The organism is Rhodococcus sp. 06-1460-1B, assembly GCF_002258475.1.
GTDB lineage: Bacteria > Actinomycetota > Actinomycetes > Mycobacteriales > Mycobacteriaceae > Rhodococcoides > Rhodococcoides fascians.
Map to the genome: position 1 here is coordinate 39856 of NZ_NOYS01000030.1, position 17884 is coordinate 57739.

19 protein-coding genes are annotated in these 17884 nt (G+C 64.0%); 10 read left to right on the top strand and 9 right to left on the bottom strand.

Annotation, left to right across the window (positions count from 1 at the left end; translation table 11 throughout):
- The first annotated feature begins 38 nt into the window (after window positions 1-38).
- The 4 genes from CH268_RS16310 to CH268_RS16325 all read left to right on the top strand — a co-directional run bounded on the left by CH268_RS16310 (window position 39) and on the right by CH268_RS16325 (window position 4913).
- Window positions 39-1256: an EAL domain-containing protein gene (locus tag CH268_RS16310; protein ID WP_255182416.1), complete on the top strand. Its 1218-nt coding sequence runs from the start codon at window positions 39-41 to the stop codon at window positions 1254-1256.
- Window positions 1257-1343: 87 nt separating this feature from the next.
- Window positions 1344-2888: an alanine/glycine:cation symporter family protein gene (locus CH268_RS16315; protein ID WP_032370587.1), complete on the top strand. Its 1545-nt coding sequence runs from the start codon at window positions 1344-1346 to the stop codon at window positions 2886-2888.
- 107 nt (window positions 2889-2995) lie between these two features.
- On the top strand, window positions 2996-3628 hold the full coding sequence (locus tag CH268_RS16320; protein WP_094665331.1) for a GyrI-like domain-containing protein: 633 nt from the start codon (window positions 2996-2998) through the stop codon (window positions 3626-3628).
- Between the two features lie 13 nt (window positions 3629-3641).
- Window positions 3642-4913, top strand: a complete 1272-nt coding sequence (locus CH268_RS16325) for an MFS transporter (protein ID WP_094665333.1) — start codon at window positions 3642-3644, stop codon at window positions 4911-4913.
- A 24-nt stretch (window positions 4914-4937) separates the two neighbouring features.
- Here the strand turns inward: CH268_RS16325 and CH268_RS16330 are convergent, their stop codons facing one another.
- From CH268_RS16330 to CH268_RS16345, 4 genes are all read right to left on the bottom strand, one after another.
- Entirely contained in the window at window positions 4938-5357 is a 420-nt protein-coding gene (locus CH268_RS16330; RefSeq protein ID WP_094665098.1) for a VOC family protein, read from the bottom strand.
- Between the two features lie 88 nt (window positions 5358-5445).
- A complete protein-coding gene (locus CH268_RS16335; protein WP_027497184.1) occupies window positions 5446-5757 on the bottom strand; it encodes a transcriptional regulator in 312 nt (103 codons plus the stop codon).
- Window positions 5754-6182 carry a hypothetical protein gene (locus tag CH268_RS16340; protein WP_094665100.1) on the bottom strand — a complete coding sequence of 143 codons (429 nt, stop codon included), beginning with the start codon at window positions 6180-6182 and terminating at the stop codon, window positions 5754-5756. The genes CH268_RS16335 and CH268_RS16340 overlap by 4 nt, the downstream gene beginning before the upstream one ends.
- A gap of 48 nt (window positions 6183-6230) precedes the next feature.
- A complete protein-coding gene (locus CH268_RS16345; protein ID WP_094665102.1) occupies window positions 6231-6533 on the bottom strand; it encodes a hypothetical protein in 303 nt (100 codons plus the stop codon).
- Between the two features lie 102 nt (window positions 6534-6635).
- Between CH268_RS16345 and CH268_RS16350 the strand changes: the two genes are divergently transcribed.
- A complete protein-coding gene (locus tag CH268_RS16350) occupies window positions 6636-7199 on the top strand; it encodes a dihydrofolate reductase family protein (protein WP_032384317.1) in 564 nt (187 codons plus the stop codon).
- Window positions 7200-7240: 41 nt separating this feature from the next.
- Here CH268_RS16350 and CH268_RS16355 read toward each other — a convergent pair whose 3' ends face one another.
- Window positions 7241-7537, bottom strand: a complete 297-nt coding sequence (locus CH268_RS16355; protein WP_094665104.1) for a DUF503 domain-containing protein — start codon at window positions 7535-7537, stop codon at window positions 7241-7243.
- Window positions 7538-7609: 72 nt separating this feature from the next.
- Window positions 7610-11155 (bottom strand): carboxylic acid reductase, encoded by a 3546-nt coding sequence (gene car / locus CH268_RS16360; RefSeq protein ID WP_094665106.1) that lies wholly within the window; start codon window positions 11153-11155, stop codon window positions 7610-7612.
- Between the two features lie 332 nt (window positions 11156-11487).
- On the opposite strand from car, the gene CH268_RS16365 reads away from it, so the two are divergent.
- Window positions 11488-13284: an acyl-CoA dehydrogenase gene (locus CH268_RS16365; RefSeq protein ID WP_032408240.1), complete on the top strand. Its 1797-nt coding sequence runs from the start codon at window positions 11488-11490 to the stop codon at window positions 13282-13284.
- A gap of 34 nt (window positions 13285-13318) precedes the next feature.
- A complete protein-coding gene (locus CH268_RS16370) occupies window positions 13319-14080 on the top strand; it encodes an SDR family NAD(P)-dependent oxidoreductase (protein ID WP_027497177.1) in 762 nt (253 codons plus the stop codon).
- A gap of 15 nt (window positions 14081-14095) precedes the next feature.
- Here the strand turns inward: CH268_RS16370 and CH268_RS16375 are convergent, their stop codons facing one another.
- From CH268_RS16375 to CH268_RS27935, 3 genes are all read right to left on the bottom strand, one after another.
- Complete coding sequence (locus CH268_RS16375; RefSeq protein WP_094665108.1) at window positions 14096-15358, bottom strand: cupin domain-containing protein; 1263 nt, start codon at window positions 15356-15358, stop codon at window positions 14096-14098.
- Window positions 15355-15609: a hypothetical protein gene (locus CH268_RS16380; RefSeq protein ID WP_027497175.1), complete on the bottom strand. Its 255-nt coding sequence runs from the start codon at window positions 15607-15609 to the stop codon at window positions 15355-15357. Before CH268_RS16380 ends, CH268_RS16375 begins: the two co-directional genes overlap by 4 nt.
- A 104-nt stretch (window positions 15610-15713) precedes the next feature.
- Window positions 15714-15875, bottom strand: a complete 162-nt coding sequence (locus CH268_RS27935) for a hypothetical protein (protein ID WP_167328012.1) — start codon at window positions 15873-15875, stop codon at window positions 15714-15716.
- 44 nt (window positions 15876-15919) lie between these two features.
- Between CH268_RS27935 and idi the strand changes: the two genes are divergently transcribed.
- The 3 genes from idi (at window position 15920) to CH268_RS16395 (ending at window position 17852) form a co-directional block, all read left to right on the top strand.
- Complete coding sequence (gene idi, locus CH268_RS16385; protein ID WP_032387400.1) at window positions 15920-16528, top strand: isopentenyl-diphosphate Delta-isomerase; 609 nt, start codon at window positions 15920-15922, stop codon at window positions 16526-16528.
- Window positions 16529-16552: 24 nt separating this feature from the next.
- Complete coding sequence (locus CH268_RS16390; RefSeq protein WP_441346977.1) at window positions 16553-17179, top strand: NUDIX hydrolase; 627 nt, start codon at window positions 16553-16555, stop codon at window positions 17177-17179.
- Between the two features lie 67 nt (window positions 17180-17246).
- A complete protein-coding gene (locus tag CH268_RS16395) occupies window positions 17247-17852 on the top strand; it encodes a CDP-alcohol phosphatidyltransferase family protein (RefSeq protein WP_094665110.1) in 606 nt (201 codons plus the stop codon).
- Window positions 17853-17884: the final 32 nt, after the last annotated feature.

Sequence of the window (17884 nt, forward strand, 5' to 3'; positions counted from 1 at the left end):
CTGTGCATCGTGACGCCTCGCACGCGCAATTTTCGCCGATGACGATCGATATCACGTCGACCTACCAGCCGATCGTCGCGTTGGACGGCCGAGCTGTCGTGGGTTACGAAGCCCTGGTGCGGACCTGCGGCGACGCGCAAGCGATCTCGCCGCCGCAGCTGCTGCGCGAGGCGGCCGATCGAGGCGAGTCGGCCGAGTTCGACTGGCGGTGCCGACTCAGCGCCCTGAGCGGGGCTGTCGAGGCCGGTTTCCCCGATGGACTCGCGTTGTTCGTCAACGCGGAACCCACCGCCCTGGACGCGCCACCTCCGAGAGAGTGCCTGCCGCTGGTGGCCGAGGCATCTCGGTTGTCGATCATCGTCGAGATCACCGAGCGAGATCTGATGGGTGACCCCGCCGGGCTGCTGCGTGCGGTAGAGCATGCCCGCGACCTGGGATGGCGGGTCGCGCTCGACGATGTGGGTGCAGACTCGTCGAGTCTGGCTCTGATTCCGCTGCTCCGGCCCGACGTGATCAAGCTGGATATGTCTCTCGTGCAGGGCCGTTCGAGCTATGCCACGGCGTCCGTGGTGTCCGCGGTCGCTGCAGAGGCCGAACGCAGCGGTGCGCTGGTGCTCGCCGAGGGAATCGAAACGGAGCAGCACGAAGCGACTGCGCACGACATGGGTGCGGTTCTCGGCCAGGGCTACCTGTACGGCGCTCCGGCTCGTCTACCCACCTTCGGAGCCACCGGCGGTACGGCCAACACACTCGAGTTGGAGCCGGCAGTAACCGTCCGGGCCCCTGTTGCCGTGACGCCGTACGGTCTGGTCCATCGATTCGGAACCCGTCGGCGCGCTGACGCACGGCTTCTCGACGACATCGAGAACGGTCTGCTTCGCAGTGTCTACGGCACCGGTGCGTCGACCGTCGTATTGGCGACGACGAACGCGTCGGCCGGGACGACCGCCGAGCGTGTCGCGTTGTTCGACGACCTCGCTGTGCGCACGGCTCTCCTGGCCGTCTTCGACTCGCGGCCGATGCCGGGTGAACATCGGTTTCGGACCGTTGCGGTCGGCGAGGACGAACCACTGGCGTCGGAGCGCTCGATTGTGATCGTGGCACCGATGTCCAGCGTTGCTCTCATCGCGGTGGAGAGCGGAACTGCCCACGACGGAAGCGTGTTGTACGACTACTGCCTGACCTACGACCGACACATGGTCCTCGATGCGGCGACGCTTCTGCTCCGCCGATTGCCCGCTCGGACCCGTGTATGAGCCACTACAAGTCAAGAATATGTAAATATTTGCCCGTTTTTCGATAAAGACCGTGACGTGTGCCCGGGATGATGTTGACTCGACGTCATGAGTTTTCACCGTCTCGCCATCGACTATTCGGCCGCGGACGGAGGCACGATCAGTTCTATCGAGACAGCGATCAACAATGCTTTCGATCCGATCTCCGCCGCCGTCTCCAGCTTCGTGTTCTTCACCGTGAACATCGGTGGTGCAGCAGTTCCGCTGATCGTTCTGTGGCTGATTCTGGGTGCCGTCGTCTTCACCGTCACGTTCAAGTTCATTCAGTTCCGCGGTATCAAGCGATCTCTGATCCTGGTGAGCGGCAAGGAAGACGAAGCCGATGCACCAGGAGAAGTCAGCCACTTCCGGGCTCTCACGGCCGCAGTGTCCGGAACCGTGGGACTGGGGAACATTGCAGGTGTGGCGGTGGCAGTCACGCTGGGTGGACCGGGGGCGACCTTGTGGATGATCCTCGCCGGACTGCTGGGAATGGCCTCGAAGTTCGTCGAGTGCACCCTAGGCGTGAAATATCGGGATATCAACGAGGACGGCACCGTCTCGGGCGGGCCGATGAAGTACCTCACCAAGGGACTCGCCGAGCGAGGTCTTGCGAAGGTCGGGAAGGTGATGGCTGTCTTCTACGCCGTCATCATCACGTTCTTCGCCATCAGTGGCGGCAACATGTTTCAGGCCAATCAGACGTACGCGCAGGTCCGCTCGGTCACCGGTGGCGACGAAGGCTTCCTCGGTTCGGACGGTGCGAAGGCAGTGTTCGGACTCGTGATCGCACTCATCATCGGCCTGGTCATCATCGGCGGCATGAAGTCCATTTCGGCCGTCACCGCAAAACTCGTTCCTTCCATGGCGTTGGTCTATGTCGTCGCGTGCGGCGTCGTCATCGCCGTGAACTTCCGGTCCGTTCCGACGGCGTTCGGTGCCATCTTCGACGGCGCGTTCTCACCCGAGGGCGTGGCAGGCGGAGTACTCGGAGTGATGATCATCGGGTTCCAGCGCGCGGCCTTCTCCAACGAGGCCGGGTTGGGATCGGCTTCCATTGCTCACTCGGCCGTCAAGACCAGACATCCGGTCACCGAAGGATTCGTGGCAATGCTCGAACCCTTCATCGACACTGTGGTCATCTGCACGGCGACGGCCCTGACCATCGTGATCGCCAATACTGTGTCCTGGCAGGACCAGCGCGCCATAGTTGCCGAAACCGGTGAGTTGCCGGCGGGCGGCGTCACGCTCACCTCCGACGCCTTCGAGACCGTCCTGCCGTGGTTCCCGTATGTACTCACTCTCGCTGTGGCACTGTTCGCGTTGTCCACGGCGATCACCTGGGCGTACTACGGACTACAGGCCTGGACATCGTTGTTCGGTCGCAGCCGGTTGTCGCGCAATTTCTTCAACCTCATGTTCTGCACCTTCACCGTCATCGGCACCGTACTGTCGCTCGGCTCGGTGCTCGACTTCGCCGACGCCACGCTGTTCCTTCTGGCGTTGGTCAACATCTCGGGCCTCTACTTGCTGCTGCCGGTCGTCAAACGGGAACTGTCCGACTACATGGCAGTGCGTCGGGGCGAATCGAAGGCAGTCGACGCCGAGCTGTGACAGTGTCGGTCGACCGACCAACTGCTTCCGAACAGGGCAGCGTTCACCACGGCACCCCAGCCCGGAGTGGTCGGTACACTGACGCGCAGTCGGCAGGAGGTGAGGGCATGAAGACGGATTTCAAGAAGACCCTCGACTCGTATTCGGCACGGCGCAACGTGTTTCGAGTTCTGACCGTGCCACCGACGAAATACTTGATGATCGACGGCCACGGGGATCCGAATACCGCGCCGGAATATGCCGATGCCGTATCCACGCTGTTCCCCGTTGCGTATCGGCTGAAATTCTTCAGTAAGAACGACCTGGAGCGCGACTACGTCGTCCCACCGCTCGAAGCCTTGTGGTGGGCGCCGGACATGGCGGCCTTCACCACGCGCCGGGACAAGTCGAACTGGCTCTGGACTGTGATGATCATGGCGCCCGACTGGATCGACCACACGATGTTCGAGCACGCCGTACGGGTCGACGCATCCGAGAACCGTTCGGACCGACGTGACGGAATGCGCCTCGACACCCTCGACGAGGGCCTGTGCGTGCAAACTCTGCACATCGGTTCCTACGACGACGAGGCCGCTGTGCTCGACGAGATGCACCACCGCTACATCCCGCAGGCCGGGCTGACGATGACCGGCCGTCATCACGAGATCTACCTCAGTGACCCACGACGGGTCGAACCGGCGAAGCTGCGCACCATTCTTCGGCAACCGGTGCGGTACTCGGCGGACGAGGCCTCGCTCTGACACGATGACCGGCATGACCAATGCGGTGCGTCCGGCGTCGTTCACCGTCGGCACCCTCACGTTGCTCGGAGCCCTGTACTTCGCTCAGGGGCTGCCGTTCGGCTTCTTCACGCAGGCCCTGCCCGTCGTCCTCCGAGAGTCGGGTTTCTCGTTGGTGAAAATCAGTGCAACCGGGGTGTTGTTTCTGCCGTGGGCGCTGAAATTTCTGTGGGCACCGTACGTCGATCGTTACGGGTCGAGGCGGCGGTGGCTTCTGTCCCTACAGGTGTCCGCCGCGCTGGTGGCGCTCGCACTGTCGTTTCTCGATCTGTCGTCGACGTTGCGCTGGCTGTTCGTCGGAATCTTTGTCGTCAACGCGCTGTCGGCCACCCAGGACATCGCAACGGATGGGATAGCGGTTCGCACGTTGACGGTGGCGCAACGCGGCCTGGGTAACGGTCTGCAAGTGGGCGCGTACCGGGTAGGTATGGTGTGCGGCGGGGGAGTGCTGTTATGGCTGTTCACCTTTGCGGGATGGCAGGTGCTCTTCGTTGCAATGGCATTGCTGATCCTGTTGGCGACGGCCCCGGTCTGGTTCATGAACAAGCAACTGGCCGCGGCAGACGTGGACACCGACCGGCAGCCCGAGTCCGAGGGCCCGGCGCGACTCGCTGTGGCCTGGTGGTCCCGATTGCGCAGGCCTGGCATGGTCGCGTTCATCCTTCTCATCGTCGGCTTCAAATTCGGAAACTCGATGGGCTCGGCGCTGGTCGGCCCGTTCCTTTCGGACAACGGACTGACCTTGACTCAGATCGCCCTGGTCGAGGGCGGCCTGTCGTCGGTGGCAGCACTCGGAGGTGCTGCGCTCGGCGCGTGGTTGTCCTTTCGCTTCGGACGTCGTCAGGCTCTGCTGGTCGGCGGAATCGCCCAAACTCTCAGTCTTGCGTTGTATGTAGTGGCATCGTTCGGCATCGGCGGGTTTCCGCTCCTGGTCGCGGCCAACGTCACCGAACACGTGCTGGGCGGCGCTGCAACCGTTGCCGTTTTCGCACTGATGATGGACGCATCGGAAAAACGTTATGCAGGAAGCGATTACACACTGATGGCCTGCGCAATCGTCTTTGCGCAGGGTGCGTCCGGACTGACGGCGGGCGTGATCGGCGACGTGTTCGGTTACACCGCGTTGTTCGGTTCCGCACTGGTGCTGTCCGCGGTCGGTTGCGCGGTGCTGATCGTGGCGCTCGACAGGGGCTGGGGGCCCGTCGGGCTGCACGAGGTCATCTCAGTCGAATCGCGCACCCACTGAAGGCGCCCACTGCTCCTCCGTCGCTCAGCTTTCGGCGACCGAGCCGGAGATGTTCACCATCCACTGCACACCGAACTTGTCGGTGAGCATGCCGAATGTGTCACCCCACGGTGCTGCGTCGAGACCCATCGTGAATTGTGCGTCGACGGCCAGCGCGTTCCAGTAGCCCGTCAATTCCTCGTGCTCGGTACCGAAGAGCGAGACGCTCATCGTGTTTCCGGGTGTGTGTTCCATCGACGACGGGGTGTCGGCCCCCATCAGTGTGAATCCGCTGGGAGTTGTCAACTGGCCGTGCATGATCAGGTTCTTCTCGGATGAATCGTCGGTGGCCAGGCCCTCGCCGAACGTGGTCAGCGTGAGCTCTCCACCGAAGACCGTGCTGTAGAACTCCATAGCGGTGCGCGCATTGTCACGGAACGACAGGTACGGACTGAGTGTGGGCATGGCGGGGACTCCTTCTCGAATCGAACGACCGGTGCGGGCTGCATCGGCTTCATCCGTCGAAAAAGTAGACACGAAGCTGGGGGAGAACTCACCGCCCAGGCTCGGATGGGCTCGCCTCGGCCTCGGCGAGAATGGCGCGGAGGGCAGCCACATGGCGGCGGTAGGCGGTTTTACCCTCCCTCGTCAGCGACAGCCACATCCGCCGCGAGTCGGTGCGTGATCTCTGCTGGTCCACGTAGCCGGCGTCGACCAGGGCCGCCACCTGCTTGCTCAGCGCCGATGCGCTCAATCCACTGTGTTCCTTCACGACGGCGAGCTCGAGCGTCGTACCTGCCGCCAGCAGCGCGCAGATCCGCAGCCGGTTCGCCGGATGAATGATCGGATCCAGATCGTCCGTCATCGGTGTGTGCTCCGGTAGTGAGCGATCGAACCGAACGAGTAGGTCGCCGTCGCTGCTGTAGCGAGGAGCACCAGCGCCCAGCTCGGCAGGGATGGCTGCGCGAATGCCAGTGCCACCACCACGAAAGCAACGGACAGTGCGACCGACGCCAGAAATCCACGGCTGGTAGGCAGCGCCCACGGTGTGCCCATTCGGTACCCGGTGATCACGTTCGTTGCCACAATGGCCGCGGCCAGAATCAGCAGGGCGACAGTGCGGTGGGAGTCGGTGAGCAGCGGCGTGAGTGCCAACGCCCCGATGAGCACTGCGTTGAAGGCGTACAACCAGACCGGCCACGGAGTGTCGCGCACGGCGCGTTGCACTCGGTCGATGTCGTCGAGGGTCGTTCGAGCTTCGGACGAGGTGGGCTTATCGATGCTTTCCATATCGGAAACCATATTGGATAGTTTCCGATATGGCAACGAATTGTGTGGTCAGTTCTCGAGATCGGTATCGGTCGGCCGTGGCACCTCGGCCTCCCAGCGAGCCCGTCGCTCGTCGGGGGACTGTTCCCACCACGGTGTACCTCGTTCTCCCAGAGCGACTTTGGCGGCTTGAACGCCCGCGCGAGACTCTGTGGCACCGGAGGTGCGTTTGACGTCTCTGCGCCACGCCATGAGGATCGAGCGCAATTCGGCATTGCGATCCTCGGGAATATCGGGATCGGTAGCGCGCCACCGTCGACCCTTGATGACGACATAGTGACCGTCTTCGGTGCGTTCCACGTGCTCGGCCATGAGACCACCTTGCCACCCGACACTGCCTGTCGTCGGTTCGACGCGTGGTTTACGATTCCGGCACCTGTTCCGCTTCTGCCTCACACCGAACCGAGGATTGCCATGCGCACCGTGATCGTGACCGCGTTCGTTTCGCTCGACGGCGTCATGGAGGGGCCGGGTGGGGAAGTCGGCTACCGCAACGCGGGGTGGACGTTCAAGGACATCGAGTTCGATCCAGCGGCGTACGAGATCAAGGGCCGCGAGCAGGACGAGGCCACGGCCATGCTGCTGGGGCGTACCTCCTACGAGGCGTTCGCTCCCGTGTGGCCCACGATGGACGATTTCGCCGGATACAACTCGATGCCCAGATACGTGGTGTCGACGACATTGGAGCGCAGCGACGACCGTTGGCCGGCAACCATTCTGCGCAGCATCGACGACGTCGCCGAACTCAGGAAAACCGAAGGTGGGCCGATCTCGGTGCACGGTAGCGCGACGCTGGGTCGCAGCCTCGCCGATGCCGGTCTCGTCGACCGCTACCACCTGTTGGTCTTCCCGATGCTGCTCGGCGCGGGCAAGCGGCTGTTCAGCTCCAGCGACAAGGCCACGACTCACCTGGATCTGGTGGAGCACGAGGTGTACGGCAACGGCATCCAGAAGCAGGTGTTCGACGTCCGTCGATGACCGTAAACGTCGAAGACCCGGATTCGTCGACAGCGCGCGATTCAGATGTCGTCGCTCTTCAGGGTGCGCCGCCGAACGGCTACGAGATGAAGCTCGGGTCGGGACGCCGCCATCCGCTCGACCCCGTCGAGGATGTCGGTCACGTGCTCGAGGTCGCCGGCTACCACCGACGCTCCGAGTTCGGCCCGTCTGTGCAGGTCGCGATGGTCGGTTTCGGCGACCGACACCGCGAATTTTCGATGCAGCTCCGAGATCACGGGCCGAATCACCGAGCGCTTCTCCTTCAGGGAGTGCACGTCGCCCAACAAAAAATCCAGTTCTATCCATCCGATCCACATAGGCTTACGACTGTACCGCGGTAGTGGGCGGGGCTACCCGGTGCGAGCCGAAGGGCCCGCACCAGGTAGCGGTCAGCTCTTGGCCACCAGGCCGAGTGCTACCAGATCGGCCAGATACTTCTCGATCAGTTCTCGCCCCAGGTGTGGGATATCGCCGACAGCCGACGCGAATTCCTCTGCCGGCAGGATTGCCCCCGACGACGGGTGCTGGGGATGCGCGTAGGAGTGGATCAACGGCAACAACGAGTGTGACCGTTGTTTCTCCGGTAGTTCCTGCACTGCCGCGCTGAACCTTTCGAACCACTCGTCGTAGTCGTCGACGATCTCGATGGTGCAGCCCGCGTCACGTAGCCAATCGACGAACGTATCAAGCGATATGTCGTCGTCGTGGGGGTTCAGGATGTCGAAGGTTCGGTAGCCTGCCACGTCGTCGCCCGCGATCGAGGTGATGGCCGCTGCACTGAAGTCCGCAGGCAATCCGTCGTAGTGAGCCAGTGGCCTGCCCTGCTCGTCGGTGGGCGCTCCGGTGTCGGTGGCATAGAAGCTTCTCGGTGCCAGCCCGGTTGTGACCACCGACAGGATCAGCCGCGTGAATACGTCGGGCACGTTCAGCTGACCGGACCATCTGCTGTGGGCGAGGATCATGTCGGACCGGAAGACCGAGACGGGCAGCGAGTACTCGTCGAAAGCGTTGCGCAACAACACTTCGCCCGCCCACTTGGAGTTTCCGTAACCGTTGGCGTACGACTCGTCGACTGCTCGTTGCGGACTGTCCACCCGAATGTCACCGTTCTCGTGGAAGTCGTCGACACCGACGGCAACCGCGACCGTCGACAGGTAGGTCACCGGCTTGATGTGGTCGGTCAAGGCCAACCGGATCACCTCGGCCGTTCCGACGACGTTCGGTCCGAAGAGGTGCTCGTACGGCAGCGCGTGATTGACCAGTGCTGCCGGGTGCACGACGCGGTCCACGCGGCGGGAAAGTTCTTCCCAGACATCGTCGGTCAACCCGAACCGGGGAGTGCCCAGATCGCCTGCAATCACGTCGAGTGCGGCGTCGGCCAAGGCGCGGTATCGATCGGACAACGTCGCGTCCCCGCTGTCGAAGGCGGCGTCGAGCCGAGCGCGGGCATCGGAATCGGAGCGTCCGCGCACCAGGCAGATGACTCTTCCGCCGGCGGCTGCCATCTTCTCGAGCCATTCGAGGCACAGAAACCTGCCCAGGTAGCCGTTCGCTCCCGTCAGCAGCACGGTGTTCGTTACCGGCCGAGGGCCTGGAATTCGGTGAGCGGCATCGAGCAGGGAGGCGTCCAGAAATGCCGACAGGGTCAGATCCGATGCGTGCGCGACGGAAGCGTCGCGTCCGTGAACCGACGCGAATGTCGCTGTGTCGGAATCGTTGTCGATCGCGGACGTGATGTAGTCGGCAAGAGCCGCCAAGTCCATGGCGGGTCCGGTGATCACCCCGACCGGGACGTCGACGTCGTAGATGTCGCGCAGCAATGTGGAAAACGTCAACGCCGACAACGAGTCACCACCGAGATCGGTGAAGTGGGCATCGGGCCGGATGTCTGCGCCCGAACAGCCGAGCAGAGCCTGGGCGGCGTCCCCGACCGTGACGAGCACGGGTGCCTGGGCACCGGAACGCCGGAGCTCACGCAGTCGATCGGTCTGCCCCGATTCGAGTTCTGCGTAGCGACGTTCGAGTTCGTCGCCGTACCGCTCGACGAGTTTGGGACGCAATTGCTTTCCGGCACCCGACAGCAAACCGTTGTCCTGAGTGAAGGGCTCGCGTTCGAGCACGACCTCGCGAGGTATCTCGTACGAATTCAGCGACTCCGTGCGAGCGATCCGCTGTAACGACTCCATGATCGCGCCCGCAGTCGAGTTCGCTTGGGCAGGAACGACGATCGCCAACAGATACGACCGCTGGCTGTTGCCGTACAGGAAGATCTGATCCACCAGCTCGCTCGTACCGAACACCGCTTCGAGGCGCGCCAACGCGACGAATTCGCCCTGGGCCAGCTTCAATACGTTCTTGCGACGATCCACGTATGCGAGCCGGTCCGGTTCCAACTCGGCCACGACATCGCCGGTGCGGTAGAACCCGTCCGAATCGAAGACGTCTGCGGTCACATCGGGCCGCTTGTAGTAACCGGGGATGATCGACGTCGTCTTGAGCAGGAGCTCACCACGTGGATGGGGAGTGTCGGTGGAGAAATAGCCGAGTTCGGGCACGTCGTCCAATTTGTATTCGAGAACCGGTGGCCGCGCGACGATCCCGTCGAGAAGTACCATGCCAGCTTCGGTCGAACCGTAATTGTCGCGCACCCGAACGTCGAGCAAGTCGGTCACGAAATCCTTGACCTCGGCGGCGATGGGTGCGGTGCCCACCATTGCAGCCAGGATTCGTCCACCGAACTGCTCGGACCGCACGCGCTCGAGCACGCCTCGCGAAATCTGCTCGTGTTCGCCCGCATCGGTACCGTCGACCGCACGATCGATTTCGGCGAGCACGGTGTGGCGAATCATCTCGCACACCCGCGGAATCAACAACGCCAGCGTGGGGCGCGCCAGAGCGAAGTCCTCGAACAACGTGGACAGGTCGCTGGAGCCGGCGAAATGAACCGTGCCGCCCGCCGCCAGAGTCGAGAAAACGAGCCCGCGGCCCGCAAGGTGGCTCATCGGTAGGTAGTCGAGAGTGATGACGGGAAAAGCCGGCTCGTCGACACCCTCGGACGAGGCACCCGTCCGATGCCAGGCCCCGGTCCACGCACCGGACACGATCTGCTCGGTATGCATCGCCCCTTTGGGAGTACCGGTGCTGCCGGAGGTGTAGATCAGTGCGGCGAGGCGCTCGGGATCCTCGACGTCGAACAACGGCACCTGGGGGAGTCGGGAACCCTCGTCCACCAGTTCGGTGAGCGGTCGAACAGCAATGCCGGACCCGTGGACACCCTCGCGCGCGGACGTCAGCGCGCGGGTGTCGGCATCGATTCGGTCGTCGTAGTCGAGTACGACCACTGTGCGGATCGACCGGCAGTGACCGGCGACCTCCATCGCGAGGGCGAGGTTGTCCACGTCGGAGGCCAGGACCACCGGCTCGACCTCGTCGACGATGGCCCTCAGTTGACCCGCGGTGGCTCCGGCCTGAAGTGGAACTGCGACTGCGCCCACACGGATGGTGGCCAGTTCGGTGATCACGTAGTCGATGCCGGCGAAGCCGAGCGTGGCCACGAAGTCGCCCGCAGCGATGCCGCCGTCGTCGTGACCGAGGGCGGACGCCAAGGCTCCCGCGTCGGCCCAGGCCTGCCCGTAGGTCACCGTGTCGAATCGGGGGAGCAAGCGAGCGGTAGTGCTGCCGTCGGTGTCCTCGATCGTGCGCGCGCGGCGTCCCAGGGCGGGGCGATCGGCGTACCTGGTCATGATCTCGGCAACCACGCGAGCGAGGTTGGGTGCCAGTTCACGAGCCGCGTCGGCAACCGACCGATCCGGCTCGGCAGCCCGGAACTCCGGATCGCTGTCGTGCAGATGCTGGAAACGGTCTCGTTGACGGATGTCTCGATCGTGTTCGCTGTCGACGGCCCCTGTGCTTTTCACGGCGATTGTTCGGGTCATACTTCGCTCCCCTCCACGATGCACCGGACGACGCCGGATCATCGTGCTCGTACGTCGAATATCGTTATCAAAGGTAAGTATATGCCCGTGGCCGAGTAGGTAATCGTGACGCTGCTCATAGTCCAGTTGGCCGGAAATGTCTGTGTTTCAACCTTTCTCGCGTGCTGCTACGCCGGGCAACCGTCGTGTATCCGGGCGGCGTAGGTACTCGATGTGGACGACCGAACTCGACTTGTATGGTGAGTTGCACGTCACGTGCGACGCGGTTGCCGCTCCCTCGTAGAGCTCACGCCGTCGGCTCACGCGTCACCCCTCTCGATCGGAGCAGCGAAATGTCGGACGTTCTCTCACGCCGCGACCTGGATTTTCTGTTGTACGAATGGCTCGATGTGGTTGCGTTGACGGAGCGGCCACGTTTTGCGGAACACTCGCGCGAAACGTTCGATGCGGTACTGGACCTGAGCGCAGACATCGCCCACAAGCATTTCGCTCCGCACAACAAGAAGGCCGATGCACACGAGCCCACCATGAACAGGGACGGCTCGGTGGAGCTGATCCCCGAGGTGAAGGCCGCTCTCGACGTGTACCGCGCCGCGGGGTTGATCGCCGGGCAGTTCGACGAATCGATCGGCGGTATGCAGTTGCCCGCCACCGTCTCTCGTGCTGCCATGGCGTTCTTCCAGGCTGCAAATGCTGGAACGTCGTCTTATCCGTTCCTGACGATGGCCAACGCCAATCTGATCGCCACCTACGGCACTCCGGAGCAGGTGCGCGACTACGTGCGGCCCATGATCGACGGGCGTTGGTTCGGCACCATGTGCTTGTCCGAACCGCAGGCCGGGTCGTCGCTGGCGGACATCACCACGAAGGCTGTGCCGCAGGACGACGGCAGCTACCGGCTCACCGGAACTAAGATGTGGATCTCCGGTGGAGATCACGAACTGACCGAGAACATCGTGCACCTGGTTCTGGCGAAGACGCCGGGTGGACCTCCCGGCGTCAAAGGGATCTCGCTGTTCATCGTTCCCAAGTTCCTGCCGAACGGTGAGGGCGGCATCGCCGAACGTAACGACATCGTGCTGACCGGGCTCAATCACAAGATGGGCAACCGCGGTACCACCAACACTCTGCTCGCGTTCGGCGACGGAACTCATTCTCCCGGTGGGAAAGCCGGGGCAGTCGGCTATCTCGTCGCGGAGGAGAACCGTGGTCTGTCGTACATGTTCCACATGATGAACGAGGCCCGGATCGGCGTCGGATTCCTGGCGATCGCACTCGGCTACGTCGGCTACCTGAAGTCCGTCGAGTACGCGAAGACGCGCACCCAGGGACGGCCACTGGGAGCCAAGGATCCGGCGGCGCCTCCGGTCGCATTGATCGAGCACGCCGACGTGCGCCGAATGTTGTTGGCGCAGAAGTCGTATGTCGAGGGGGCATTGGCCCTCGGGCTCTACTGCTCGCGTTTGGTGGACCACCAGGATTCGGCATCGGACGCCGCCGACGCAGCTCGATCGACACTGTTGCTCGACGTACTGACACCGATCGCCAAGAGTTGGCCCTCGCAGTGGTGTCTCGAGGCCAACAGTCTTGCCATTCAGGTGCACGGGGGTTACGGCTACACCCGCGACTACGACGTGGAACAGCACTACCGCGACAACCGACTCAACCCCATTCACGAAGGTACACACGGCATTCAGGGCTTGGACCTACTCGGCCGCAAGGTCGTCATGCAGAACGGTGCCGGGTTGGCGCTGCTCGCCGAGCGAATCGCCGAGACCGTGACGCGAGCATCGACTCACGGGGGAGCGGCCGAGCAGTACGGCACCGAGCTGAACAACAGGTTCTCGAGGATCGTCGAGGTCACCGCCGCAGTCTGGGGTACCGGTGACGCCGCCGTGGCGTTGGCGAATTCCACGGCCTACCTCGAGGCAATGGGCCACACGGTCATCGCGTGGATGTGGCTCGAGCAGCTGCTTGCCGTGGGAGACCGAATCGGAGACTTCTACGACGGAAAGCGCTCTGCTGCACGGTACTTCTTCGTCTACGAGCTACCGAAGGTCGATGCACAGCTCGATCTGCTGGCGCTTCTCGATCGAACGACCCTCGATATGTCACCCGCCTGGTTCTGAGCACGAGACACCCGATACAAGGAGATTTCAGAACATGTCGATCTTGGACAAATTCCGCCTCGACGGCCGCGTCGTCATCGTCACGGGCGCATCGTCCGGTTTGGGAGTGTCTTTCGCGAAAGCGGCGGCCGAGGCCGGAGCCGACGTGGTGCTGGCCGCCCGTCGCGTCGACAAGTTGGCACAGACTGCCGCACTGATCGACAGCGTCGGTGGGCGTTCGCTGAGCGTGGCAACCGATGTGGTCGATCCCGACCAGTGCACGGCCATGGTCGAGGCCGCCGTCGCCGAGTTCGGCAAGGTGGACGTGCTGATCAACAACGCCGGCGTCGGCACGGCGTACCCCGCCACCCGTGAGACTCCCGAGCAGTTCCGCTCTGTCATCGACATCAACCTGAACGGCTCCTACTGGGCCGCTCAGGCGTGTGGACGGGTGATGCAGCCCGGAAGCTCGATCGTGAACATATCCAGCATTCTGGGGCTCACCACCGCCGGTCTGCCTCAGGCTGCCTACAGTGCCAGCAAGGCGGCCATCGTCGGTCTCACTCGTGACCTCGCGCAACAGTGGGGCGCTCGAAAAGGCATCCGCGTCAACGCTATTGCGCCTGGTTTCTTCGAGAGCGAGATGACCGATTCCTACCAGCCGGGATACCTCGAGGCATTGGCTCCCCGAATGATCCTCGGACGCAAGGGCGACCCCGAAGAACTGGCCGCCACGGCGGTCTGGCTCGCGTCCGACGCGGGCGGATACGTGACGGGCCAGACCATCGCAGTGGACGGCGGCGTGACCATCACCTGATGGTCGGGCTCGCCATCACTCGATGGCGGTGACTGCGATGCCTTCGCGCACGAGCCTGCGACCGACCACGACAGCATCGTCGGTGTCGAGGCCGGGCAGAGAATCCAACCGGCACGGCGATCCTTCGAGCAACAATTCGAGGGCATCGGCGCACTGAGGCGGCATCGACACGGTTTTGTCGCGCAGCACGACAGCCGCGGACTCGGGGGTTCGCACCACTCGCGCGATCACCCCGGCCCTGAGCCGAATCGAGTCCTGACCCCGCAGCGCGCCCATCTGGGCAACACTGCGAACGGGGCGCACCGGTTCGGGTCGAACCAGCTCGTCGTACCGACTCGCAACACGCTCGGTGATCTGATGCAGCGCCTCAGGATCTCGATCCAACTCGTCGAGAGCTCGGCGCATGTCGCCGAGGACGCGGCGTACGTGGGGGAGAACGGACTCGGAGTCGGTCGGGTCCCATCCGGCCGGCAACGGTGCGCGCAGTCCCTCGACGTCCTGAAGAGCACCGAGGGTGTGATGGGCGATGTCGTAATCGTTGAACGACGCGACGCCTATCGTCAGATGCACCGTCGTCTCGCCCAGGGCCTGCGCCGAATGGATCCAGCCGCGCGGGAGATACAGAACGTCACCGGGCTCGAGCACGATGTCCAACTCCGGGGAGTCGTCGGCGTGACGTTCCACTGCTGCTCGTCGGTCCGACCACGGCTGATTGTTCAGTGGATGGCGATGCACCGGCGAGTGAATCGTCCACCGCTTACTACCGGCGATCTGCACGACGAACACGTCGTGAACATCGTAATGCGGCGAAAAGCCCTGGGACGCAGCCGGAGTGACGTAGGAATTGACCTGTACCGGGTGGCCGAGTTCGCGAACGAGCTCGCCGGTGAAAGCAATCAAGGGCGGCCACAGGCGATGCAGGCCCTGCAGCACCAGAGTGTTGCCGGCCGCGAAGGCCGACAGAACCGCCGCGGAATCGACCTGGTCGGTGATCTCGGCGCCGAACCCTCCGGACCCCGTGAACTTGTTCTTCTCCAGCAGGCGGCCGTCCTTGGCCATCCGCACGAACGGGGTGCGTACGCCGCGCTCGGCGATCAACTCGTCGACCGCGTCGACCGTCATCAGATCCTCGAACGATCCGGACAGTTCGGCAGATCGGGTGAACTTGGGTGCTATGCCCCAGTGACGCTTCGCGAAAGTGGCGGCGTCGATTCCGGTGAGACGACGAAGCGCGGACCGGTTGCCCGGTCCGCGCTCGTCGTTCGACTCGATGATCAAGCGGAACCGTCCGCACCGCCGTCGTGTCCGCCGGGGTTGGATCCGCCGTCGGCCGGGCCTTCTCCACCCGCTGGGCCGTCGGCTCCGCCGTCGTGTCCGTCAGGATTCGATCCGCCGTCAGCGGGTCCTTCGCCTGCTCCGGCCGGGCCGTCTGCTCCGCCGTCGTGTCCGCCGGGATTGGATCCGCCGTCGGCGGGTCCTTCGCCTGCAGATCCGCCTGAGGTAGTGATGTCGTCGTCGTTGATGCTCATCGAGGTCCTTCCGTTGATGGAGGTTCGTGCTCTCGCGCAGCGCGGGAACATCGGGGGTATTGACGCAATCTCTGTGATTCAAACAGCGACGGCACCGGGAAATATCACTCCTGATCGTCGGCGATCTCCGGGGCGTTCTCTCGTGTCGCCATCCCACCGCCGCCTCCGCCGTCCACCGGTCCGGGGCGGCCGCCCTTGGGGGAGTCCGCCGTGTCGTGTTCGGTCGAGGTGCCGCCGTCTGTCTTGTCCTTGTCGTCCTGTCCCATGGTTCGACACTAGACCGGCCGTCCGTCCGTGGGAGCATGGAACGATGGATCGATCCCCTGCGCAGCACGTGGTGCTGCTCGACGACGAAGGCCGCGCCGTCGGCACCCAGGACAAGACCACGGTGCACACCGAACAGACCCCGCTGCACCTGGCGTTCTCCAGCTACGTGGTGCGTGAGGACGGTGCCGTGTTGCTCACGCGACGGGCGTCGAGCAAGACGACATGGCCCGGCGTGTTGACGAACAGTTGTTGTGGACATCCAGCACCCGGCGAGGACCTGGAGTCGGCAGTGCTCCGGCGCATCGGCGAGGAGCTGGGTCTGCAGGCCCGGTCCGCGGAACTGGTGCTGCCGCATTTTCGGTACCGCGCTGTGATGGACAACGGGATAGTCGAGAACGAGATCTGCCCCGTCTACCGAGTGACGGTCGGCGACGACGCGACACTCGACCCGGATCCTGACGAGGTCGACGAAACGCGGTGGGTGTCCTGGGCCGAATTCTCGGCCGACGTGCTCGCAGACCGAATCGATGTATCGCCCTGGTGTCGAACACAAGTGGAGCAATTGGCCGGGTTGGCCGAGCATGCACTGGCCTGGCCCGCGTCCGCCGACGAGCTCCTTCCTCCGGCCGCGCGTCTCGCGGATTCCGCGTGACGGCAATCGAATCGGTGGGTACTCATGGCGCGTAGCGACGAGTCGAGCGACTGCCTCGGCCGCGACTCGATGGAGCGCGCACTCGGCCACTTCGAGTTTCGGACAGCAGATGCCGACGGTCTGCGCCACGCAGCTGTTGCTCTGGCGGTCGGCGGGGAGCGCGGAGACCGTCGCCTGCTGTTGACCAGACGGCCGAGCCGATTGCGCGCTCACCCGGGTCAGTACGCGCTTCCTGGTGGCGGAGTCGATCCGGGCGAAACCCCGGCACAGGCCTGCCTGCGTGAACTCCAGGAAGAGTTGGGCATCCGCACCGACCCGGGGGAGGTACTCGGGCGCCTCGACGATTACGTCACCCGTTCGGGTTACGTCATCACACCGTTCGTGGTGTGGGTGGGCGAGTACTCGTCGTCGCTGCAGCCCAGTGCCGACGAGGTGGCCGAAGTGTTCGAGGTGACCGAGGCCGAACTCGATGTCGATGCGGAATTCGTCACGATCCCCGAGTCGCCCCGACCCGTGATTCGGTGGCCGTTCCGAACCGGTGCCATCCATGCTCCCACGGGTGCGATCGTGCACCAGTTTCGTGAAGTGGTCCTTCGCGGTCGACACACCCGGGTCGCGGACTTCGAGCAGCCGGTGTTCGCGTGGCGCTAACGTGGCCTCGAACCGTCGGTGCGCTCGCGCCGGCTGCCACGACGCCCGAGGCGACAGGAGGTGAGCGGTGACGGACAAGAGCGAACTCGAGGTAACGGATCGGATCGCAACTGTTCCCAACCTGCTCAGTGCCGTGCGACTCGCCGGCGTTCCGCTGTTCTTGTTTCTTCTGCTCGGCCCCCAGGCAGACGGCTGGGCGCTGGTCATTCTGCTCGTCAGCGGCGGCACCGACTGGCTCGACGGAAAACTCGCGCGTTTGCTCGGGCAGTCGTCGCGGCTGGGGGCGATTCTCGACCCGCTCGTCGATCGCCTGTACGTCGTCAGCACTCTGGTCGCATTCGTGGTGCGCGGCATCATCCCGTGGTGGGTCGCTGCCATCCTGATCGGGCGAGACGCGGTTCTCGGCCTGACCATGTTCGTCTACCGACGTCGCTCCCTCCCGCCTCCGGACGTGATCTATCTCGGGAAGGCCGCCACGTTCGTGGTCATGATCGCGCTGCCGGTGCTGTTGGTCTCCGTGGGCACCGGTTCTGTGGTCGACGCCGCTGGGCCCCTCGGTTACGCGCTCCTGATCTGGGGGACGGTGCTGTACACGTGGACCGGTGCGTTGTACCTCGGCAAGGCAGTGGCCGTCGCGCGAGCGATCGCGCCCACCTCCGCACCGGGCAGGTGACGGTGCAGCCACCAGCACGACCGAAGAGGAAC